Annotated in this window: 22 protein-coding genes and 1 pseudogene; 9 read left to right on the top strand and 14 right to left on the bottom strand. The window is 72.0% G+C overall.

Annotated features, from left to right (window positions below; translation table 11 throughout):
- Nucleotides 1-71 precede the first annotated feature (71 nt).
- A complete protein-coding gene (locus tag ON36_RS12990; RefSeq protein ID WP_043651965.1) occupies nt 72-560 on the bottom strand; it encodes a DUF6326 family protein in 489 nt (162 codons plus the stop codon).
- Nucleotides 561-728: 168 nt separating this feature from the next.
- On the opposite strand from ON36_RS12990, the gene ON36_RS12985 reads away from it, so the two are divergent.
- Together ON36_RS12985 and ON36_RS12980 are read left to right on the top strand one after the other, a co-directional pair.
- A complete protein-coding gene (locus ON36_RS12985) occupies nt 729-1868 on the top strand; it encodes a sensor histidine kinase (protein ID WP_043651962.1) in 1140 nt (379 codons plus the stop codon).
- Nucleotides 1865-2521, top strand: a complete 657-nt coding sequence (locus ON36_RS12980; protein ID WP_043651959.1) for a response regulator — start codon at nt 1865-1867, stop codon at nt 2519-2521. The genes ON36_RS12985 and ON36_RS12980 overlap by 4 nt, the downstream gene beginning before the upstream one ends.
- Nucleotides 2522-2584: 63 nt before the next feature.
- Here ON36_RS12980 and ON36_RS12975 read toward each other — a convergent pair whose 3' ends face one another.
- Complete coding sequence (locus tag ON36_RS12975) at nt 2585-3184, bottom strand: TetR/AcrR family transcriptional regulator (RefSeq protein ID WP_043651972.1); 600 nt, start codon at nt 3182-3184, stop codon at nt 2585-2587.
- Between the two features lie 97 nt (nt 3185-3281).
- Between ON36_RS12975 and ON36_RS12970 the strand changes: the two genes are divergently transcribed.
- Together ON36_RS12970 and ON36_RS12965 are read left to right on the top strand one after the other, a co-directional pair.
- On the top strand, nt 3282-3707 hold the full coding sequence (locus ON36_RS12970; protein WP_043651957.1) for an ester cyclase: 426 nt from the start codon (nt 3282-3284) through the stop codon (nt 3705-3707).
- Between the two features lie 76 nt (nt 3708-3783).
- Nucleotides 3784-4551 (top strand): hotdog fold domain-containing protein, encoded by a 768-nt coding sequence (locus ON36_RS12965; RefSeq protein WP_052313930.1) that lies wholly within the window; start codon nt 3784-3786, stop codon nt 4549-4551.
- Nucleotides 4552-4558: 7 nt separating this feature from the next.
- Here the strand turns inward: ON36_RS12965 and ON36_RS12960 are convergent, their stop codons facing one another.
- Together ON36_RS12960 and ON36_RS12955 are read right to left on the bottom strand one after the other, a co-directional pair.
- Nucleotides 4559-6274 carry an ABC transporter ATP-binding protein gene (locus ON36_RS12960; RefSeq protein ID WP_043651954.1) on the bottom strand — a complete coding sequence of 572 codons (1716 nt, stop codon included), beginning with the start codon at nt 6272-6274 and terminating at the stop codon, nt 4559-4561.
- On the bottom strand, nt 6271-8046 hold the full coding sequence (locus ON36_RS12955; protein ID WP_043651951.1) for an ABC transporter ATP-binding protein: 1776 nt from the start codon (nt 8044-8046) through the stop codon (nt 6271-6273). Before ON36_RS12955 ends, ON36_RS12960 begins: the two co-directional genes overlap by 4 nt.
- A gap of 105 nt (nt 8047-8151) precedes the next feature.
- On the opposite strand from ON36_RS12955, the gene ON36_RS12950 reads away from it, so the two are divergent.
- A complete protein-coding gene (locus ON36_RS12950) occupies nt 8152-8757 on the top strand; it encodes a TetR/AcrR family transcriptional regulator (RefSeq protein WP_043651948.1) in 606 nt (201 codons plus the stop codon).
- A 4-nt stretch (nt 8758-8761) separates the two neighbouring features.
- On the opposite strand, the gene ON36_RS12945 is transcribed toward ON36_RS12950, so the two are convergent.
- Nucleotides 8762-9715 carry an alpha/beta hydrolase gene (locus ON36_RS12945; protein WP_085999619.1) on the bottom strand — a complete coding sequence of 318 codons (954 nt, stop codon included), beginning with the start codon at nt 9713-9715 and terminating at the stop codon, nt 8762-8764.
- Between the two features lie 188 nt (nt 9716-9903).
- Between ON36_RS12945 and ON36_RS12940 the strand changes: the two genes are divergently transcribed.
- Both ON36_RS12940 and ON36_RS12935 read left to right on the top strand, forming a co-directional pair.
- Nucleotides 9904-10560, top strand: coding sequence for an AraC family transcriptional regulator (locus ON36_RS12940; protein ID WP_169334697.1), 657 nt, complete (start codon nt 9904-9906; stop codon nt 10558-10560).
- Nucleotides 10561-10828: 268 nt separating this feature from the next.
- Nucleotides 10829-11020 carry a hypothetical protein gene (locus ON36_RS12935; protein WP_157224863.1) on the top strand — a complete coding sequence of 64 codons (192 nt, stop codon included), beginning with the start codon at nt 10829-10831 and terminating at the stop codon, nt 11018-11020.
- Between the two features lie 195 nt (nt 11021-11215).
- Here ON36_RS12935 and ON36_RS12930 read toward each other — a convergent pair whose 3' ends face one another.
- The 6 genes from ON36_RS12930 to ON36_RS12905 form a co-directional block, all read right to left on the bottom strand.
- Nucleotides 11216-11908, bottom strand: a complete 693-nt coding sequence (locus tag ON36_RS12930; protein WP_245558063.1) for a PAS and ANTAR domain-containing protein — start codon at nt 11906-11908, stop codon at nt 11216-11218.
- 168 nt (nt 11909-12076) lie between these two features.
- Nucleotides 12077-12286, bottom strand: a complete 210-nt coding sequence (locus ON36_RS12925) for a cold-shock protein (RefSeq protein WP_043651934.1) — start codon at nt 12284-12286, stop codon at nt 12077-12079.
- Nucleotides 12287-12428: 142 nt separating this feature from the next.
- A complete protein-coding gene (locus ON36_RS12920; protein WP_043651931.1) occupies nt 12429-13463 on the bottom strand; it encodes a cobalamin B12-binding domain-containing protein in 1035 nt (344 codons plus the stop codon).
- Nucleotides 13460-15097, bottom strand: a complete 1638-nt coding sequence (locus tag ON36_RS12915; RefSeq protein WP_052313929.1) for a PP2C family protein-serine/threonine phosphatase — start codon at nt 15095-15097, stop codon at nt 13460-13462. Before ON36_RS12915 ends, ON36_RS12920 begins: the two co-directional genes overlap by 4 nt.
- A gap of 165 nt (nt 15098-15262) precedes the next feature.
- Nucleotides 15263-15640, bottom strand: coding sequence for an STAS domain-containing protein (locus ON36_RS33490; RefSeq protein ID WP_083885101.1), 378 nt, complete (start codon nt 15638-15640; stop codon nt 15263-15265).
- A gap of 134 nt (nt 15641-15774) precedes the next feature.
- A complete protein-coding gene (locus tag ON36_RS12905; RefSeq protein WP_052313928.1) occupies nt 15775-17184 on the bottom strand; it encodes a serine hydrolase domain-containing protein in 1410 nt (469 codons plus the stop codon).
- A gap of 45 nt (nt 17185-17229) precedes the next feature.
- Here ON36_RS12905 and ON36_RS36915 point away from each other — a divergent pair.
- A pseudogene (locus ON36_RS36915) lies at nt 17230-17376 on the top strand (hypothetical protein); the annotation flags it as partial.
- A gap of 147 nt (nt 17377-17523) precedes the next feature.
- Nucleotides 17524-17883 carry a TetR family transcriptional regulator C-terminal domain-containing protein gene (locus tag ON36_RS36125; protein ID WP_245558061.1) on the top strand — a complete coding sequence of 120 codons (360 nt, stop codon included), beginning with the start codon at nt 17524-17526 and terminating at the stop codon, nt 17881-17883.
- Between the two features lie 187 nt (nt 17884-18070).
- On the opposite strand, the gene ON36_RS12895 is transcribed toward ON36_RS36125, so the two are convergent.
- The 3 genes from ON36_RS12895 to ON36_RS12885 form a co-directional block, all read right to left on the bottom strand.
- Nucleotides 18071-18517 (bottom strand): hypothetical protein, encoded by a 447-nt coding sequence (locus ON36_RS12895; protein WP_157224861.1) that lies wholly within the window; start codon nt 18515-18517, stop codon nt 18071-18073.
- Between the two features lie 301 nt (nt 18518-18818).
- Nucleotides 18819-19031, bottom strand: coding sequence for a hypothetical protein (locus ON36_RS12890; RefSeq protein ID WP_043651919.1), 213 nt, complete (start codon nt 19029-19031; stop codon nt 18819-18821).
- 28 nt (nt 19032-19059) lie between these two features.
- Nucleotides 19060-19467, bottom strand: coding sequence for an STAS domain-containing protein (locus ON36_RS12885; protein ID WP_373281798.1), 408 nt, complete (start codon nt 19465-19467; stop codon nt 19060-19062).
- Between the last annotated feature and the right edge of the window lie 113 nt (nt 19468-19580).

Raw genomic sequence — 19580 nt, 5'->3', positions numbered from 1 at the left:
GCACTCCCGACGCGCGCCCGGGGTGGCTCGCGGACCGCTCCAGCCTCGCGCAAGGAGCCGGCATCGCGGGGTCACCGGCCGGGTGCCGCCGGCTGGTCGGGGGCCCGCTCGGTTCCACGGCGCGAGCCGGTCGGCGACGGCGCCGAACGGGGCCAGGTCCAGGCACAGCGCAGGACCAGGACCAGCAGGGTCAGTTCGAGCACGATCCCGAGACCGTAGAAGAACAGCCACGACTCGCCCGCGGCGTTGAAAGCCGTCACCGGGATGTAGAGCGAGGCCACGACGAGGTTCGCGGCGCGGCTCGTCCCGGCGGGCAGGGTCGTCGTCAGGACGACCATGAGGATCGGAACGGCCATCAGGGCCAGCGCCGTGGTCGAAAACGTCTGGGAGAGGGCGAATTCGAAGACCCTTCCGTCGAGGATGTCGTCGACGACTCCGGGGGTGAAGAAGTTGAGGATGTCCACGTAGACGTACAGGAACAGGAAGCTCGTCCACGTGGCGGCGAGCGTGGCGCGCACGGGCATCGGCTGGTCTTCCAGCGGGGATCGGGGTGTCGGCATCACGGGCTCCGTCGTAGGTGCGGATCGGTAGGTCGGTCCGTCCACGATCGCCGAGGCGGGCATACGGGCACACCGGCCGCGAGGCCGGGTTCGCCCGGCCGACGGGATGAATCCGCTCTCGTACTTTCGGCCGGTCCGTCGGGGCCCGTCGATCCCTAGGATGAAGCCGTGGTCACTGTCCGGCGCTCCCTCTGGCACGAGCCGCGGCCGGCGGACGCCCCGCCGGTCGGTCGGCTCGACCGCCTGCTCGTGGGCGTGTACGCGGCCACGGTGGTGGTCGAGGGCCTCGTGCGGCCCGGCCTGGCCTGGCGACCGCTGGTCGTGGCGCTCGCCCTGGCGCTGGTGCCCGCCCTGCTGTGGCGGCGGAGCCGTCCCCTGGCGGCCGTCCTCGTCGGGTGGGGCGTCGCCGGGCTGCTCGCGGTCCTGCAGCTGACCGCGCACGCCGGGGACCTCGGGCTCTATTCCATGATGGCCGTCCTGCTGCTGCTCTACTCGCTCGTGCGGTGGGGTTCGGGGCGAGAGGTGATCGCGGGGACGGCGTTCGTGACCGTCGTCGCCGCGGTCGGGATGTACGGAACCGCCGCGGGTGCGGCCGACGTCTTCGGCGGCGGCGCCCTCCTGCTGTCGGTGGTCGCGCTCGCGGCGGTGTTCCGCTCCCGCGCGGACCTGTGGCAGCGCAGGCAGCGCGAGATCCGCAATCAGGAGCGGGTCGCGCTGGCGCGCGAGCTGCACGACACCGTGGCCCACCATGTCTCGGCCATCGCGGTGCAGGCGCAGGCCGGTCGCGTGGTCGCCGGAGTCCAGCCGGAGAAGGCCGCCGAGGTGCTGGCCGCGATCGAGTCGGAAGCGTCGCGAACCCTCGCCGAGATGAGGACGATGGTGCGGGTACTGCGCGAGGAGGAAGCCGCCCCCTACTCGCCGCGGCGGGGTGTCGCGGACCTGCCCGCCCTGGCGCGGGCCGGCGCCGCACCGACCGTGGAGGTGTCACTGGACGATTCGGCGACCGGGCTGGCACGACCCGTGGACGCCGCGCTCTACCGGCTCGCGCAGGAATCGCTGACCAACGCCGTGCGGCACGCCCGCGGCGCGACCCGCGTCGGGATCGTCGTACGCCGGGAGGGCGCTGCGGTGCGACTGCGTGTCAGCGACGACGGACAGACCGTCCCCGGGCCGATTCCGGCGCCGGGATTCGGCCTGCTCGGCATGGCCGAACGCGCCCAGCTGCTGGGCGGATCGCTCTGTGCGGGGCCGGGTCCCGAGGGCGGCTGGGTGGTCGAAGCGGTGCTGCCGGCGGGGGCCGCGGCATGAGCATCCGCGTCGTCGTCGCCGACGACCAGGACCTGGTCCGGACCGGGCTGGTGATGATCCTCGACGCGCACCCCGACCTCGAGGTCGTCGGCACGGCGGCGGACGGGCTCGCCGCGCTGGACCTGGCCACCCGGTTGCGCCCCGATGTCCTCCTCGTCGACATCCGGATGCCCGGGCTCGACGGTGTCGAGGTCACGCGGCGCCTGGCGGGTCCCGACGTCGGCGACCCGATCGCGGTCGTCGTGATCACCACGTTCGACCTCGACGAGTACGTCCTGGGCGCCCTCCGCGCCGGCGCCCGCGGCTTCCTGCTCAAGGACGCCGGGCCGGAGCTGCTCGTGGCTGCCGTCCGCGCGGCGGCCGAGGGGGACGCGATGATCGCCCCCAACATCACCCGCCGGCTGCTGGCGACCTTCGCCGATCAGGCGCCGTCGGTGCCGTCGCAGCCCCTCGATCCGCTCACCGGGCGCGAGGAGGAGGTGCTCGCGCTGGTGGCACGGGGCCGGACCAACGCCGAGATCGCCGCCGAACTCTTCGTCGGCCTGAGCACGGTCAAATCCCACGTCGCCTCGTTGATGACCAAGCTCGGCGCCCGCAACCGCGTGGAGATCGCGATCTGGGCCTACGACACGAGACGCGCGAGGACCGGCTAGGAACCGGCGGCCGCCGGTCTCCCCACGTCGGCCACCGCGACGACACCGCCGGCGCGTGTCGCCTCAGCCACCGAACAGCTGACGGATCAGCGCCTCGGCCACCCAGTCCTCGAACGCCGCAGGCGTCCAGCCTGATTCGACGACCAGTTCGCGATACACCCCGGGCGCGGCGAACGCGCGGTAGATGGCCTGCGCGTCGGGCAGTTCGATGATCAGCCGGTCGCGCACCGATTCGACGAACAGGTCCATGACGTGATTGCGCCCGGCGAGTTTGGCGCGCAGCAACTCCCGTGTCTGCGCGTCCTCCCCCATCGCGCCGTCGAGGACCGTGACGACGTCGAAGCCGCATTCGTAGAGGGTCCGCAACCAGTGCGCGGCGCCGCGCAGCCGCTCGACCGGGTCGGCGATGGCGAGCGTCGCCTGCGCCAGCGGGCGCGCCCCGGCGCGTTCGAGCCAGCGCTCGCAGATGGCGGACAGGATCTCGCGCTTGGCGCCGAACGCCGAGTACACCGTGCGCACCGCGACCCCGGCCGCCGCGGCGATGGAGTCGATGCTGGTGGCGGTGTACCCCTGCTCGGCGAACAGCCGCTGGGCGGCGTCGGCGATCCGGTCGCGCGTCTGCTGCGCCTGCTGCTGGCGGTAGGTCTTGACACCGTCGGTCACCGGGATCACACTAGCAGTGTGTTCAGTGCAGTACTACTGCATCCAATGCACAAATGGTGCAAATATCTCGGCTGAGCAGCCGGAAGAGGTGAGCGGGATGAGCAACCGCGAACGATTCATCGAATTCATGCGGCGGGGTTTCGAGCAGGGCGACGACACCGTCGTCGACGAGCTGACCGCCCCCGACCTGGTCGAGCACCAGTTCGGGCTCGACGGCAGCGGCGCCGCGGCGCGGGAGAAGGTGAAGGCCGCCATCCGCGAGGTGCACCGGATGGTGCCCGACATGCGCTACAGCTTCGACGCCATGACCGAGGACGGCGACACCCTGTGGGTGCGGATGACCGGGCGCGGCACCCATCAGGGCGGCCTCTTCGGCGGCGCACCCACCGGCAACCCGGTCGAGGTCACCGTCATCGACATCTGCCGGTTCGACGCCGAGGGACGCATCGCCGAACACTGGGGCGTGCCCGACCGCTTCGCCCTGCTCGCCCAGACCGGCACGTTGGCGCGCCTGGTCGCCTGAGGGTGCCGCGACGGCCCGCGCTGGTGCGGCCGCCGATATCGTCGGTATCGACGGCCGCACGAAGGGTGAGCACAGCATGATCCAGACCGAGACGGTGACGATCCCGGAGCACGTGCACGGTTATCCGGAGGTGGCCTTCGGCGGCTATGTGGCCGGCATGCTCGCCCGCCGATCCGGCGCCGGCCCGGTGCGCGTCGACTTCCGCAGCGCGGTGCCGATCGGCACGCCGATCGCGATGACCGCCGACGATGCCGGGCAGGTGACGCTGTCCGGCGCGAGCGGCACGGTGCTGGCCCGTTCCGCGCCCGCCGACGTGCCGCTCGCGGTGGCCGCGCCGCCGTCCTGGTCGGAGGCGAAGCGGGCGACCGAGTCCGCGCTCGCGAGCACCGCGCGGCCGGTGACCGACTGCTTCGGGTGCGGCGTCGAGTGCGCTCCCGGCCACGGGTTGCGCCTGTTCCCCTGGCCGGTGCGTGACGGTGCCGTCGTCGCCGCCGCGTGGACGCCCGACCACGGACTCGCCGACCCGAACGGCGAGCTGCCGCCCGAGATCGTCTGGTCCGCCCTCGACTGTCCCGGCGGCGTCGCCGCGTGGGTGTTCCAGGACATGGCCCGCGGCGCCGTGACGGCCGCGCTCACCGCCACCGCCCATCGACCGGTCCTGGCCGGCGCCGAATACCTTGCGCACGCCTGGCCGATCCGCTCCGAGGGACGCAAATACACTGTGGGCGTCGCTCTTTCGACCCGCGAGGGTGAGCTCTGCGCCGCCGCCGAGGCCCTCTGGGTGGTCCCGCGCGATATCGCGCGGGCAGCGGTCGAGGGCCGATCCGGCAGCCGCGCGGAGTAACCGGCCGTCAGCCGCCGGGCACCGGGGCTGTGGCGAGGTGCCAGAACTCGGCGTACCTGCCGTCGGCGGCGAGCAGTTCGTCGTGCGTGCCCTGCTCCGCGATGCGTCCCCCGTCGAGGAAGACGACGTGGTCGGCGGTGCGGACGGTGTTCAGCCGGTGCGCGACCATCACGACGGTGCGGCCACGCATCAGGCGCTCGATGCCCTCGTGCACGGCGGCCTCGTTGGCCGGGTCGAGCGCCGAGGTGATCTCGTCGAGCAGCACGATCGGGGCGTCCTTCAGCACCGCGCGCGCGATCGAAACCCGCTGGCGCTCACCGCCCGAGAGCAGCGCGCCACCCTCGCCGACCTCGGCCGCCCAGCCGCCGGGCAGGCGCTGGACCACCTCGTCGAGCCCGGCGGCGGTCGCCGCGGCCCGCACCTCGGCGGGGCTCGCGTCGGGCCTGCCGAGGCGGATGTTGTCCTCGATCGTGCCGTCGAACAGGTACACGTCCTGGAACACGATCGCCATCCGCGCCATCAGGGTCGCGGTGTCGATGTCGCGGACGTCAACGCCGCCGAGCCGCACCGCGCCCGCGTGCACGTCGTGGAACCGGGCGAGCAGGTGCAGCATCGTGCTCTTGCCCGCGCCGGACGGGCCGACGATCGCGTAGCGCGCGCCCTGCGGCACGGTCAGCGTGACGCCGTCGAGCACCGTGCGGTTCTCGTGCCGGAAGGTGACGGCGTCGAAGGCCAGAGCGTGGCCGTCCGGGCGGATCGGGTCGGCGCGTTCGGGCAGGGGCTCGGTGCGCAGCAGGGCGTCGAGGCGGTCCAGCTGACAGCGGGCACTGCGGATCTTGCCGCCGAGGTCGGCCAGCGAGAGCAGCGGTTCGGCGCAGCGCGCGGCGAGCACCAGCATCGCCAGCACCTCGGCCACGCCGATGCGGCCACCGAGCGCCAGGTACACGCCGAGCGCGAGCAGGCCGGTGAACATCGCCTGCACGACGAGCGTGAGCGCGACCATGCCGGGCAGCGCGGTCCGCACCGATCGGTGGGTCGAGCGCTGGATGCCGCGCAGCGCGTCGTCGAGCAGGTCGAAGCGCTCGGCGGCGCGGCCGCCTGCCCGCAACACGGGCTGGGCCTGCAGATATTCGATGACGCGGCCGGCGGCCCGCTGATCGCGGTCGTGCCGTTCGGCGTCGGCCGCGGCGGTCGCGCGTCCCGACCAGACCTGGATCGCCGCGACGAGCGGGACGGCCAGCGCCGCGGCCGACCCGAGCCGCCAGTCGTAGACGGCCATGACGGTCACGATCGTCAGGGGGGTCAGGGTCGCGGTGACGAACGGCGCCAGCAGATGCGCGATCACCCCCATCGCCTCCAGCACGCCGCGGCCGGCGAGCGCCGACACCTCACCGACCCGCTCCGGCCCGTACCAGCCGATCGGCAGCCGCGCGAGATGGTCGCCGAGTCGGTGATAGGTGCCGCGCAGCAGCGTCGTTCCGGCACGGAACCCGGCCAGATCGGCGACGTAGCGCAGGCCGGCGTAGAGCGCGACGCCTGCGCCGAACGCGACCAGCCAGGGCCGGGCGCGGGCGGGCTCGTCGCCGAACAGTTCCCGCAGCACCGGGACGAGCAGGAGATAGGACAGTCCTTCCACCACCGCGGCGACGCTCATCAGCGCCACCGCACGGCGGACCGGAGCGGCGTACCGGTGGCCGAGCACGCGGAGCAACGTGCGGATCATGACGACTCGCTTCCTCGATGGGTCTGCCAGAACTCGGCGAACGGACCACCCGCGGCCGAGAGCCGGGCGGGCGCGCCGTGCTCGACGACCACACCGCCGTCGAGCAGGACGACGCTGTCGGCGTCGGCGATGGTCTCGGGCCGGTGGGCGATGATCAGCACGGTGCGATCGCCGCGCCCGCTCGCCACCGCGTGGCGCAGGGCCCGCTCGGTGCGCGGGTCGGCGAAGGCCGTCGCCTCGTCGAGCACCAGGACCGGAGTGTCGGCGAGCAGGGCGCGGGCCAGGGCGAGGCGTTGCGCCTCACCGCCGGACAGCCCGGCCTGTTCACCGAGCACCGTGTCGTAGCCGTGCGGCAGCGCCAGGATCCGGTCGTGGATCTCGGCCCGCCGCGCCGCCTCGACCACCTGCGCGCGGTCGGCGTGCGGCACCGCGAGCGCGATGTTGTCCGCCACCGTGGCGTGCAGCAGGCGGACGTCCTGGAACACGAACGAGACCGTCCGAGAGAGCCGCCGTCCGCCGATCTCCCGCAGGTCGACGCCACCGAGGGTCACGGATCCCGCGGTGGGATCGAAGAATCGCAGAAGCAGCTGGGCGAGCGTGGATTTCCCGCTGCCGGACGGCCCGACCAGCGCCGTGACGGTGCCCGGCTCGAGCACGAGGTCGACGCCACGCAGCACCTCGTGGCCGGGGTCGTAGCCGAAGCGCACGTCGCGCAGTTCCACCCGGTGTCCCCTCGGCGGGACCGGCCGGGCGGGCTCGGTCAGTGGCGCGACGGCGAGCACGTCGCGGATCCGCCCGACCGCGCGACCGGCCGCCTGCAGGTCGTCGAAGCCGTGGCCGAGCGCCGCCACCGGCGCGGTGAGGCCGAGGCCGAGCAGCAGAAACGGCAGCAGATCCGCGGGCGCCAGGCCACCGCTGGTGATCAGGTAGGTCCCGCCGGCGAGCACGACCAGCAGCACGAACGGCGGCGAGAGCGCGAGCTGCATCCCGGCGGCGACCGGCGCGAGGCCGCGCACCCAGCGCAGGAAGGTGTCGGCGAATTCCTCCGTGGCCGCGCGGAATCGGCGATGGGCGCGATCGCCGCCGCCGAAGGTCTTGACCACCGCGATGCCCTGCACGAACTCCACCACCGAGTCGGCGATGCGGCCCATCGCGGCGTCGAACTCGCGCTGTTCGCGTTCGCGGGCGGGCAGCATCAGCAGGGGCACGAGCGCCACCGCGAGCACCACCGGGATCAGCGTGATCACCGTGAGCCGCCAGTCGACGGTGAGCAGATAGATCAGCGAGACCAGCGGCACCACGAACGCCGAGACCAGTTCGCCGGGCGCGTGCGCGAGGAACGGATGCACCGCGCTCACGTCGTCGCCGACCACCTTGGCCAGCTCGCCGGTCCGGCGCCGGGAGAGCCAGCCGATGGGCACCCGCCCCAGATGGGCCGCCAGGCGGCGCCGGAACGACAGCTGGACCCGGCTGTCGAGCACATGACCCAGGCCCGAGGACGCGGCGGTGAACACGAGGCGCACGAGCAGCCCGAGCGCGCCGAGCGCGACCGCCGCCCACACCCGGCTCTCCTCGACCGGGCCCGCCGCCAGCAGCAACCGCCCCACCTCCACCACCGCCAGCAGCGGCGCCAACCCCGCGACAGCGCCGATGACCTGCAGGATCACCACAGCCGCGAAGCCGGGGACATGGGGACGCACGAGCGTCGCCAGGCCCCCGGTATCCGGCGGCGCGGGCGGCACCGCGGCGTCGACACGGTCGATTGTCGTCATCACACACCCCAGTTCAGAAAGTCACTGTCTGTAGCAAGTGACTGTACGATCCTCGTTTCAGACAGTCAATGTCTGGAGATAGTCACTTTCTGATATCCTCCGGGCATGACCGGACTTCGCGAACGCTGGCGGCTCAAGGCCATGCACACCGTCCAGGAACGCGCCCTCGACCTGTTCGACGAGAAGGGCTTCGCCGCGGTGACCATCGAGGAGATCGCGGCCGCCGCCGAGGTCTCCCCGTCGACGGTCTACCGGCTGTTCGGCACCAAGGAGGGCATCATCGTCGCCGACGAGTTCGACACCCTGAGCGACGCCGACCTCGAACGCGTCGTCGACCCGCGCGACCCCATCGGCAGCCTGCTCGCCTCGGTGCGCGAGTACGAATCCGCGCCCGCCGCATCGGCGTCGGGCGCGCCCGACCCGAGCCCGTGGCGGCGCAGCCTGCGCTACCACTTCACCGAGCCCTCGGTGCGCCGCGCCGCCTACGCCTCGGCGGACCGGACGAGCCAGCGGCTCACCCCGGTGCTCGCCGCGACCGGCCGATTCACCGAGGCGCAGGCCCGCGTCGCCACCAACGCGCTGATCTTCGGCTACCTGGCCGCCCTCGAGCAGTGGTTCCTCGACGGCGAGGACCGCTCCGTCGCCGAGTACGTCGAGGACGGCCTGCGTCCCCTGCGTGCGCTCTGGCCGTCCGATGCCTCCGCGCGCTGACCGCTCACCGCGACACCCGCGCCCGCCCGGCCAGCCGATCGACGAGATGGGCGAGGATCTCCGCGCGCGCGGGCCGCGCCGCGGGAACCAGCCCCGGCATGCTCAGGAAGGCGTGGGTCGCCTCCGCGTGGCGGGTCAGCGTCACCTCGACGCCCGCGTCGCGCAGGCGGGCGGCGTAGGCGGGCGAGTGGTCCTCGAGCGTGTCGAGTCCGGCCGAGACGATCAGGGCGGGCGCGACCCCGGCGAGGCCGCGGTGGCACAGCGGCGAGATCGCGGCCGGATCGAACCCGGCCGGCAGGGCGAGCCGTTGCGCGGCACGGCAATTGGCGGGGGTCGCGGTCGGTGCGCCGGCGTTCTCGCGGAACGACGGATACGCGAACGTCGCGTCGGTCCAGTCCAGCTGCGGGTTGATCAGGACCTGGGCGCGCAGCGCCCGGCCCCGTCCCACCGCCTCGATCGCGGTGAGGGCCGCGAGGGTGGCGCCCGCACTGGAACCGAGCACCGCGACACGCTCTGGATCGACACCCCACTGTTCGGCTCGGTCGACGAGATGGGCGAACGCATCGTAGGCGTCGTGGACCGGGGCGGGCACCGGATGTTCGGGCGCCAACCGGTAGTCCACCGAGGCGACCACGGCGCCGCAACGCGCGGCCAGATGGCTCAGCAGCCAGTCGTCCTGTGCCGGGTTGCCGACGATCAGTCCGCCACCGTGGAAGGCGACGATCAACGGCAGCACGTCCTCGCCGCGACGCGGCCGGTGGACGCGCACGTCGATCGTGCGCCCCGGCAGTTCGAGGGACCGGGTCGAGATCGACGCGCCCCGGTCGGCCCTGCCTCCCACGACCGCGCCGAGCGGCGACCGCAGCACTTTCGCCTGCGCCGCACGCAGTTCGACGACACCTTCCGGGGTGATCGTGTCCCAGTCGGGTTCGGGCCGGAGTGCGGCCAGTATCCGCATTCGCCGGGGAATTCTGCCTCGCATGACGGGTCCTCCTGATGGATCGGTGTAGCGCTACGGTGGCAGGCGAGCGCGGCGGCGCGCTTTCGGAAACGTGCGGTCTCGCGCGGTCTCCCCTGGTCTGGATCCGGCCGGGCCACGCCGGCTATCTCGGACTCGAGCTCGGCGTCGATCCGCATTCGACGTCGGTGGCGGTGCTGAGCGTGGGGCTGACCGGGCCGTTCGTGCTGGAGACCGCCACGCACGGCGAGATCCGGGCCCGCAGCGCGCTGGCCCCGGCGCGAGCGGTGCACCGGGTGAACTCGCGCGACGACCCGATCCTGCTGATGTTCGTCGACGTCGCCGACTCCTCCGCGGCCGCGATCGCCGCCGAGATGACCAGCACCGTCGGGCCGTTCGGGCTCGGACACCGTCGCGAACGCGAACTGATCGAGCTATGCGCGGACGCCGAGGTCGACCCGGACCGGCTCTTCGGCCTGCTCGTCGCCGGCCGGACGCGACCGGTCGATCCGCGGATCGCCGCGGTCGCCGCCTCGATCCGGCGGCACCCCCAGCACACGTTCCGGGCCGAGGCGGTCGCGGCCCGACTGGGCCTGTCCACGTCGCATTTCCTGCGGCTGTTCACCCAGCAGTGCGGGACCACTTTCCGCCGATATCAGCAGTGGGCCAGAATGATCCACGCCCTGCGCGGTATGGCCGAGGGCCACGACCTCACCCGCTGCGCCCTGGACGCCGGCTTCGCCACGCCGTCGCACTTCAGCGAGACCGTTCACCGCATGTTCGGCGCTCCGGTCAGCCGGCTGCTGCGCCACGAGGTCCGTTTCGACGTCAGCCCGCCCGACTGAGCACCGGGCCGGGACCGCCGAGCGAGACGACCGCCCTCGGCCGACGCGCTCGATGAGATCCCCTCGTTGTCGGTGGTCGGCCGCGGGATCGCGGGTGACCGGACCCCGCCCGGCCACCGACCGCCGCTGGCCATCGAACCCGTTGTGCGCCAACGGTTCCCAGCGTCCCGGCCGGCTCGGTCCGGCGAGCCCACTGCGGTCGGTTGCCGTAGTCTCGACGGTGACCGCGCTTGTGGGGGCGTGGCGCTACACACTTCAGGGGGCTGAGATGACACGCATGGCGGATCTGGTGACCGCGGTGGCCATCGTGATCGGTTCGGCGCTGGCCGGGCTTCTGGTCGCGTGGGTCACGCACGCGCAAGGCGCCGCGGACAAGTCGCAATGGGTGACGACCGCGCTCGTCGGCGTCACCTGCACGGCGGTCGTCTACGGGACGCTGCGGTGGCGCCGCCGAGCCTGACCGCCGCAGCGACGGGGACCCGCCCGGACACCCCACGAGATGATCGCGGCGGCATCGAGGCGGGTCCGATGAACCTGCACACCGGGCGTCCGACACGGCGTCGGTTCGGGAATGGGCGCGGCGCAGTCCAGGAGTACCCGGTTTCGCCCGGAGGAGCGTGACCCGTGACGGCCCCGTGAGAGCGCCGGGCGGCGTTCAGCCGGCGTCGCCGGGATCCATGCGTTCGTGGCCGGTCAGCAGCAGATGGTCGAACGCCGCGACCGTGGCCGGTGGCGGCGGGGGCAGCAGCTCCAGGTCGGCCACCACCCGGGCGGCCACGTCACGCAGCTTGATGTTGGTCTCCTGGGACCGCCACACCAGCACCTTGAACGCCTGGCCGGCGTTGATCCGGTACATGTGCATCAGCACGCCCTTGGCCTGCTCGATCACCGCCCGCGCGGCCACCACCTCGCCCACCGCGTCGCTGATCGCCTCGCCGGCGGCGTCCTCGGCTGCGGCGTCGACGGTGTCGGACAGGTCCAGGTAGTAGCCGGTCGTCCCGATCGGGTCACCGCGATCGTCGAGGACCCGGTCGGCCACCACCATCACCGTGTGCACCCGGCCCGCGGTGTCGAGGAAACGATGGCGGCTCGAGAACGGATGCCCCTCGGCGATCGTGCGCGTGATCAGCCCGGCCACCACGTCGCGGTCCTCGGGATGTTTGTGCGACAGCAGCAGTTCGGTGGTCGGCTCCACCTCCCCGGGGGCATAGCCGTGCATCCGGAACACCTCCGGCGACCACTCCCAGCGGCCGGAGTCGAACCAGAACGTGAACGTGCCCACCCCCGCGGGCCGATACGCGCGCGCCAACCGATGTCCGCGCCCTTGTCCGGTGTCTTCGTTGCTCACCCGGAAATTTTCGCGCATCCCGGTGGCACCGCGCGCCGTACGACGACCGCGCCGCCGCCGGTTTCCCCCGGCGCGCTCCGGGTCCGCTCGGCCCCGGGACCGGCAGGAGCCGGGCCCGGAAAGCAAGAAACCCGCGCGGATCGCGCGGGTTTCTGTAGTCGCCTGCTCCTAGATGGCGCGGACGTTCTGGGCCTGCGGACCCTTCTGGCCCTGCTCGACCTCGAACTCGACCCGCTGGCCCTCGTCGAGGGACTTGAAGCCGGAGCCGGAAATCGCGGAATAGTGGACGAACACATCGGGGCCGCCCGCGTCCTGCGCGATGAAGATGAACCCGAAGCCCTTTTCGCCGTTAAACCACTTCACACTGCCTTGAGACATACTTTTTTCGATGACTTCCTGTAGTGAGCCGGACAATCACTTGCAACAATCCGTGCTCGCCACCCAGCATGCCACACATTCCGTCCTTCCCCCGAAAAAGAAGGCAGCGTCACACCGACCGGTCCCGCAAATGCGCGTGGGCTCAGAGCACCGACCGTGACGCGGCCAGGATCCGCCGCGCCCGGGGAAAGTCGGTCAGTTGCTGCTCGAGCAGCGAGAGTGCCGACAGCAGTGCGCGATTCGGCACCTGGCGGGCGGCGAGCACCCCGGAGGTCCAGGCGATGAAGTCGCCGAAGAGCTCATCGTCGTCGACATACAGCGCCGCGGCGAGGAACTCGACGATGTTCCGGAGGTCTTCGGCGGTCCGTTCGCGGTGGTCCGCACGGTATTGCCGGACGGGCGGGTAGTGCTGTTCCAAACCAGCCATGGTCCCGGCGACCAGGCTGCTCACCGTGGTGCTGACCATCGTGTACTCCTGATCGAGCAGGTGAGGCAGACCGTCGACCGGCCCGGCGGAGCGCCGTCGCGTGGCTCGGGGGAAGCCGGTCGCCAGCAGGTCCGCAGCGTCCGGGGCGTCTCGCGCCCAGCCGTCGGCACCGAGCGTGCGCGCGTACCGCCCGTCCCTGCCGAAGGCGGCCCCGCCGACGATCACCGGCACCGAGGTGGCCTGGCACGCCGTGATCGTGGCGTGGGCGTCCGGCAGACGAGTGGCCAACGACGCGGACAGCGCCACGACATCCGGGTTGTGACTGTGCAGGTGGGCGATCAGGTGGTGCGTCGGCAGCTGGGCTCCGAGGAAGTCGACCTGCCATCCCCGGATCCTGAGCACCTCGGCCAGCAGCCTGGCGGGCAACGCGTGCCACTCGCCGGCCACGCAGGCGACGGTCACCCTGCCCGAGGCCGCACGAGGGGTCGCGGATCGCCTGGGCAGGGCGGCGACGGCCCGGTCGTTGATCGCCGTCGCCGCGTGTTCCTGCGCGACGGTCATGCGGTTGGCCGCCCACTCCTCGCCGACCTTGAGCTGGACCGGCGCGATGACCTTCAAGAGCACGGTCTCCGCGTCGACGCCGTGGTCGATCAGCGCGCGTACCAGGTCCAGGGCCCGATCCTCGTCCATTTCGAGCACGCTCGCCCACAGCGTGTCCCGCTCGCGGTCCAGGGAATCCGGCGATGTCATCGTGCCCTCCCGTAGCGGGTGGGCACGGTGATGGCGACCAGTGCGATGTCATCGCGCTGGTTCGCACCGACCCACTGTTCGATGAGCATTCGGAGGTGTTCGACGACGGCGTCCGCGGGCATGCCCGCGCAGGCGGCCAGTGCCTGCGCCAGCCGCTGCTCGCCGAACATGGCATTGCCCAGCGCGCCGCCGCGGGCTTCGGTGATGCCATCGGTGTACAGGAGGCAGGTTTCTCCCGGCCCGAGGACGACTTCGACCGTTCTCGCACTGATCTCGGGGAGTGCGCCGACCAGCTGTCCCTGGGTCGGCGTCACTTCGACGGTGCCGTCTGCCCGCACGACCAGCGGAGGCAGATGCCCGCCGGAGGTGAGCCGCAGCCGGATCCGGTCGGGACTGTGCACGATGGAGGCAAGCACCAGGGTGGCGAACCGGTCGTGCTGCGAAGCCAGCAGTGCCTTGTTGAGCAGACGCAGCATCGTCTGGTGGTCACTGCCGGTCGGCACGAGCGCTTGCAGCGTGTTGCGGATCTTGCCGGTCAGGATCGCGGCCTCCAGCCCCTTCCCGCACACGTCACCGAGGACAACCAGCGACTCCTGCCCCGCCTGCTCGGCAGGATAGACATCGTAGAAGTCGCCGCCGATGACCTCGTGGTTCTCGGCGGCGCGGTAGCCGCCGGCCAGCTCTACGCCCTGGATCCGATGCAGCTGCGGCGGCAGCAACTCGCGCAGCAGGATTCCGGTGATGCTGGTCTGCTCGGCATACATCTGCGCAGCCGACAGTGCGATGCCCGCTCGCGCCGCGAACAGACGGGCTACGAGTTCCTCTGCCTCGCTGAGGTCGTGCTCGCCCCGGTGCAGGAGGATCAGCGCGCCTGCGGGCACTCCGTGCCCGGGCAAGCCGATGACGGCCACCGCGCCGAGCGGCCCCCGCCACGAATCGGGCAGCAGCCACGTCGGCACTGCGGCGGGATCGATCCAGCGCGCGGGCATCGGCGGAAAGCCGCGCAGCGCCTCGCTCAGGCCGGGAACCCGGGCCGGATCGTGCTCGACGACGCAGTGCCTCACCTCTCCGGAGGTATCGCACTGCGTGATCGGGTGGTAGCGGCGACGGGCGGCCGCGACGACCACAGCAGCATCGCCCAGCCGGTCCGCGGCGATGCGCGCGATCGACTCCATACACCGCTGGGGGTTGAGCGAACCCATCAAGATCTCGGCGGCCTCTGCGAGGAAGGCGGTGCGTTCCTGCGCCTCGCGCAGGTCGCGTTCTGCGCGTTCGAGTGCGGTCGCGGTGTCCGTGAGCAGCCACCAGAGGACGGAACCGTCGCCGAGCGCAGTCGGATGGGCATCGATGACATGATCGCCCAGCCTGCCTGCCGTCAGGGCCGATCGTGGCGTCAGCGGTGTCGAGCTCAGCGCGCGGTGCGGTCCCTGCAGCCACGACAGCGGTCCGGCAGCCAGAGTGACTCCGTCACTCACCTCGGGGAACATCGCTGCCGCCGCCTCGTTGCGGGCGAGAACCACCGAGTCCGGCCCGACCAGGACAGCCGGGTGCGCCGCACGGGTCCACTCCGGTCGGTGTGTCACCGCGGCTGCCGACGAAGCCCGATCGCGCGGTTCGCGGACTCCGCCGGTCATGAAGCCGACTGTGCGGTGACGATCTCCCCCGCCTGCGGAGTCGATCCGGTGCCCGCGGTCGAGGGCAGGGCCGCGCGCGGCCGAGGGCGGGTGCCGCCGAACCCTTCGGTGCAGCACCGTCCGTGGGTGTCGGTGGCGATCGTCCGAAACCCTTGTCGGCCAGGGCTACTCGTCATCGGGACCGCCGGACGATCGCGGTAGCGCGGACAAGGCCGCCTCGAGATCGTCGAAGATGTTCATGGTCGCCGTCAGCCCGGTGATTTCCAGCGGGCGCCGCACCGCGGGCGAGGCGACCACCCGGAGATCTCCGACGCGTCGGTGGGTTCGCAGGAGAACGTTGACCCCCGAGGAGTCGAGGAACTCGACCCCGGTCAGATCCACCACGAGCGAGTGCGGCGATGCCTCTTCGATGAGCTCTCCCAGGGCGTCGCCGAGCCGCGGTGCGGTATGGATGTCGACCTCGCCGGTAACGGTCACCACAGGTCCCCGTCCCGCCGAACGCCGTTCGACCGAGAAGGGGTGAGCACTGTTTTCGAAACGCATACCATTACCTTTTCACACTAACTCACGGGCACGGGCAGACCCGGTCGGCCCCGCCGACGAGTCGCAGCCTCGCCTCGGCTACCGTCCGGCACCCACACCCCGGGCTACGAATCCCTCTGCCGTCGGTGTGTTCATCACCGGATCGACGGGCCTCCCTGTGGTCTCCTCAGGGCGCGGCGAACCCGCACCGCGGCGATGGCCGCGGCCGATCCGGCAGTCGTCCACGACAGGACCGCGAGGTCCGGCGCCCACAACCACAGGTAGCGGGCCGGGACGTCGAACGCGACGCGGGTGCCCCACGCGGCGGCCGCGAGGAGCAGGGCGGCTGCGGCGACCCAGCCGACGGCACCCAGGCGGCCACGCCCGGCGGCAGCACGCGACGGCGAACGGCGACCCCACACACCCTTCGCGAGGATCACCGCGAGGGCCAGTGTGAGTCCCGCCAGCGTGCCGACCGTCAGCCGGTAGGCCGGGTCGATCGCCACGACGGCGGGTTCCTCGTTCGCGAGCAGGTCCGCGACGCCCTGCGCGGTGGCGAGCAGGGCCGACTCGTGAAAGAACCCGGAGACGTTCTGCAGCATGACCACGGCCTGATCGGTATCGGGCAACAGGATCACCGTCGAGAAATAGCCGGGCACCGTGCCGGAATGCCACACCGACCTCGGCCGGCCGGGGAGATCGCTGATCCGCCAACCCAATCCATAGTGCTTGCCGGGACCGACCCGTGTCGCCGGCGCGTGCAACTGCGCGGTGCTCGCGGGGTCCTCGGGGCGTAGCTGGCCCGCGGCGAACCTGCCGAGATCGGTCAGCGAACCGCCCAGGTATCCATAGGCGGCACCTGCCGGGTCGTATCCGGTGCTCATGCCGACCGCCCTGCCCACGAGGAACCGGTGTCCGCGTGGCACCTTCGCCGCCTGCGCGGCGGTCGTGACCATGCCGTCCATGCGCAGCGCGCGACCGACGGTCGCGGCAAGGACCTCGGGGTAGGGCGCTCCGGTCGCGGCCTCGATCACGGCGGCGAGCACGAGGTAGTTGAGGCTGCTGTAGAGATGGGTCGTTCCCGGCGGCGACTGCGGCCTGATGGACGCGAGCGCAGGCAGGACATCCGCCGGCTGCCGCCCCGCATCGGTCCGGTCGAGCAGCGCCGCACCGAACGGCAGGCCGCTGGTGTGTCGGAGCAGGTCGCGGATCGTGATCCGCGCGCCGGAGTCACGGTCCGCCAGTTCGAACGCCGGGAGGTGGGTGCGCACCGGATCGTCCAGCCGCAGGACCCCCTGACGGGCCAGTTCGACGGTGAGCGTCGCGGCGACCGGCTTGGCCACCGAGCCCCACAGGAACGGGGTGTCGGCGGTGACCGCCGCCCCGTTTCCGTCGACTCCGAGCCCGGCCTGATGGACGACCCCGCCGCCGTCGAGGATCGCGTAGGCGATCCCGGGAACACCCAAGCGGCGCATCTGATCTCGAACGAAACCGTCGGCCCGGACGAAGGCGTCCGGCGCCGGGGACGCGGCGGCGGGCCCGGGCAAGCCGGCGAGGGCGACCATCACGGCTGCAAGCACCGAGCAGAATAACCGTACTCCCATACGGTTATGAATACCATACTGCGATATGGTTTTGTCATGGCGAGAACAGCCGACCACGACCTGCGACGAGCCCAGATCACCGATGCCCTGCTCCAGGTGGCCGGAGACGACGGCCTCGACGCGGTCACCGTCGCCAAGGTCGCCACACGTGCCGGCATCTCGGTAGGGCTGGTCCAGCACTACTTCGCGAGCAAGGACCTGCTGATCGGCGCCGCATACGCGGAATGCCTGCGGCGACTCGATCACCGGATTGCCGAGATCGTCGACCACGGCGAGCGCCACGGCCACTCGATCCGCGGCATGGCCGACGCCGGACTCAGCGAACTGCTGCCCCTCGACCAGCCACGCCGCACCGAATGCGAGATCCGCACCCAGTTCCTCGCCCAGGCGATACGAAGCAGCGCACTCCGCGAGCTCGCGGTGTCCACCTCCCGCGACCTGCACGACCGACTCGCACGCGTCATCGGCAACGGAAAGCCGTGTGGCGAGGTGGACCCCGCCACCGACGAGCACCTGACGGCGGCCGAACTCCTCGCGACCGTCCAGGGACTGGCGACGACGCACCTCCTCGGCGGCGAAACCACGCCGAGCCGGACCATCCTCGAACACAGCCTCACCCGCGTATTCCCCGGCCGCTGCCGCCACCACGATCCGCTGTAGGCGTCCCGCTCCAGCGACGCCGACACGCCCCTCCCCCGATCACGCCCGGCGCTCTCGCGGCCGGCCGCCTCGCCGCCGAAGCGTCGTAGCCCACCCCGGACCCCGCGCGGCTCGCCTGTTCGAGCGCGGTCGACCGGACGGCGGTCGCTTCGTGCCCGGACACCTTCCGGCCGTGGGGATCTCCGGGTCAGCGCCTGGCCACGTGTATCCAGCGACCGGTTGCTGGTGCCGCCGCGCAGACCAAGGGAAACACGGCCAGCGCGGCCGGGGTCAGGCCGATGACGAGTCCGAAGACGGCAGTGAGCGAGTCCGAACCGGTGACCGAGGTCGCGACGCCGATGAGCGCGGCGAGCGCCGCCGCAACCACGACGAGAACACGTCCGGCGGTGGTGCGGGCGAAGAGCAGAACAGCGCCCACCAGGAGCAGGAGGCCGACGGCGGTGCAGGCGATGAGATAGACCAGCGCCGGTGGACGGAGTGTGTACGCGAGACACTCCCCGCCGACGCCGGCTGCCTGAGCGAAGGTGCCCGATAGACACGCCGACGCGCCGAGGCCGCGGAACGTCATCACGGCACCCACCGCCGTGGCGAGCGACACCACCACGGCCGACACAGCAGCCGAGATCGCGGTCACCCCGCCGGCCGTGCCCCGCGAAGATCCATAGCTCCCCCGCGCCTGCACGGGGACTGCGTGTCCGTGCCCGAAGCCGGTGCGGGGCGCCGAATACGGGGTGACCTGGGATTCGGGCGAACCTCGGGTCATCGGGCTCCCGGCCCCGGGCGAGACCTCTCTGGTCCGCCTCTGACCGGGGGGCTACCGGGCCGATGTGCCCGGCTCACGCCGGATGGCCCGCTGGGAAACCGCTGGGCGGCAGCAGTCCTCACGATCTGGAGTCCGTGCGAGCCCACAGCCTGCCGCCACCCGCCGCCCCGGCTCATCCCGCCAGCCGGTCACCGGCCTCCGGGGAACCCAGACCGCTCGCACGCTGCCCGCCGCGGCGCCCGCGCACCGCGGACAGCGGTGGGCCGCTCATGATCTCCTCCCACCACGACTGCAGCGGGCCGGGATCGGGCCTGGCCACCAGCGGATCTTCCTCCGGATCCGGATCGGGCGAAGCCTGCGCGGGGTCCTCGGGGGCATCGGACACGGGTGTTCTCGATTCGGCGCGGCGCCGCTCAGGCGCGCAGGGTCGGGGTCTGAGGAAACCGGCGCGGGTTCGGCCCGACCCGGGCCCGCGGGCGCGGCAGGGTCGCCGCGGTGAGGTCCGGAGTGTCTGTCTTGGCCGCGGTCAGTGCCGCGGTGAGGTCGGCGTGGACGGGCAGCCACGCGCTCAACCCGGCCACGGCGATGATCCACGCGGTCGGCGAGTAGGCCCGGGAGTCGATCAGTGCCAGGTTGATCCGGCGTCGGCAGCTCTGCGTGGTCAGCTCGGCCAGACCCGTGATCGCGCGCACTGACACGAAATCGGCGCCGGTCAAGTCGACGATCAGGTGCCGGCCGCCCTCGGCGGCCAGCGTGGTCACGGTGGTGTCGAGGAGTCCCTGGCAGGAGGGCAGGGTGTAGGCGTCGATCTCGCCGTGCAGGGTGTGGTGTAGCGGTGGAGCAAAGGAGCTCGCATGTCAGACGGACCGGGACAACAGCCACCCGAACCCTCGCCGCGCCCGGAGCCCGGCCGACCACCCAGCGGTAATCCACC

Origin of the sequence: Nocardia thailandica NBRC 100428, from assembly GCF_000308795.1 — a bacterium.
Lineage (GTDB): Bacteria > Actinomycetota > Actinomycetes > Mycobacteriales > Mycobacteriaceae > Nocardia > Nocardia thailandica.
Note: the sequence above shows the minus strand (reverse complement) of the source record. Positions and strands in the feature narration are given on the sequence as shown.

What these genes read in the sequence shown, in the direction of transcription:
- ON36_RS12990 (WP_043651965.1), bottom strand. Translation starts at nt 560, where the DNA reads ATGCCGACACCCCGATCCCCGCTGGAAGACCAGCCGATGCCCGTGCGC.
- ON36_RS12980 (WP_043651959.1), top strand. Translation starts at nt 1,865, where the DNA reads ATGAGCATCCGCGTCGTCGTCGCCGACGACCAGGACCTGGTCCGGACC.
- ON36_RS12970 (WP_043651957.1), top strand. Translation starts at nt 3,282, where the DNA reads ATGAGCAACCGCGAACGATTCATCGAATTCATGCGGCGGGGTTTCGAG.
- ON36_RS12965 (WP_052313930.1), top strand. Translation starts at nt 3,784, where the DNA reads ATGATCCAGACCGAGACGGTGACGATCCCGGAGCACGTGCACGGTTAT.
- ON36_RS12960 (WP_043651954.1), bottom strand. Translation starts at nt 6,274, where the DNA reads ATGATCCGCACGTTGCTCCGCGTGCTCGGCCACCGGTACGCCGCTCCG.
- ON36_RS12955 (WP_043651951.1), bottom strand. Translation starts at nt 8,046, where the DNA reads ATGACGACAATCGACCGTGTCGACGCCGCGGTGCCGCCCGCGCCGCCG.
- ON36_RS12950 (WP_043651948.1), top strand. Translation starts at nt 8,152, where the DNA reads ATGACCGGACTTCGCGAACGCTGGCGGCTCAAGGCCATGCACACCGTC.
- ON36_RS12945 (WP_085999619.1), bottom strand. Translation starts at nt 9,715, where the DNA reads ATGCGGATACTGGCCGCACTCCGGCCCGAACCCGACTGGGACACGATC.
- ON36_RS12935 (WP_157224863.1), top strand. Translation starts at nt 10,829, where the DNA reads ATGACACGCATGGCGGATCTGGTGACCGCGGTGGCCATCGTGATCGGT.
- ON36_RS12925 (WP_043651934.1), bottom strand. Translation starts at nt 12,286, where the DNA reads ATGTCTCAAGGCAGTGTGAAGTGGTTTAACGGCGAAAAGGGCTTCGGG.
- ON36_RS12920 (WP_043651931.1), bottom strand. Translation starts at nt 13,463, where the DNA reads ATGACATCGCCGGATTCCCTGGACCGCGAGCGGGACACGCTGTGGGCG.
- ON36_RS12915 (WP_052313929.1), bottom strand. Translation starts at nt 15,097, where the DNA reads ATGACCGGCGGAGTCCGCGAACCGCGCGATCGGGCTTCGTCGGCAGCC.
- ON36_RS33490 (WP_083885101.1), bottom strand. Translation starts at nt 15,640, where the DNA reads ATGCGTTTCGAAAACAGTGCTCACCCCTTCTCGGTCGAACGGCGTTCG.
- ON36_RS12905 (WP_052313928.1), bottom strand. Translation starts at nt 17,184, where the DNA reads ATGGTCGCCCTCGCCGGCTTGCCCGGGCCCGCCGCCGCGTCCCCGGCG.
- ON36_RS36125 (WP_245558061.1), top strand. Translation starts at nt 17,524, where the DNA reads ATGGCCGACGCCGGACTCAGCGAACTGCTGCCCCTCGACCAGCCACGC.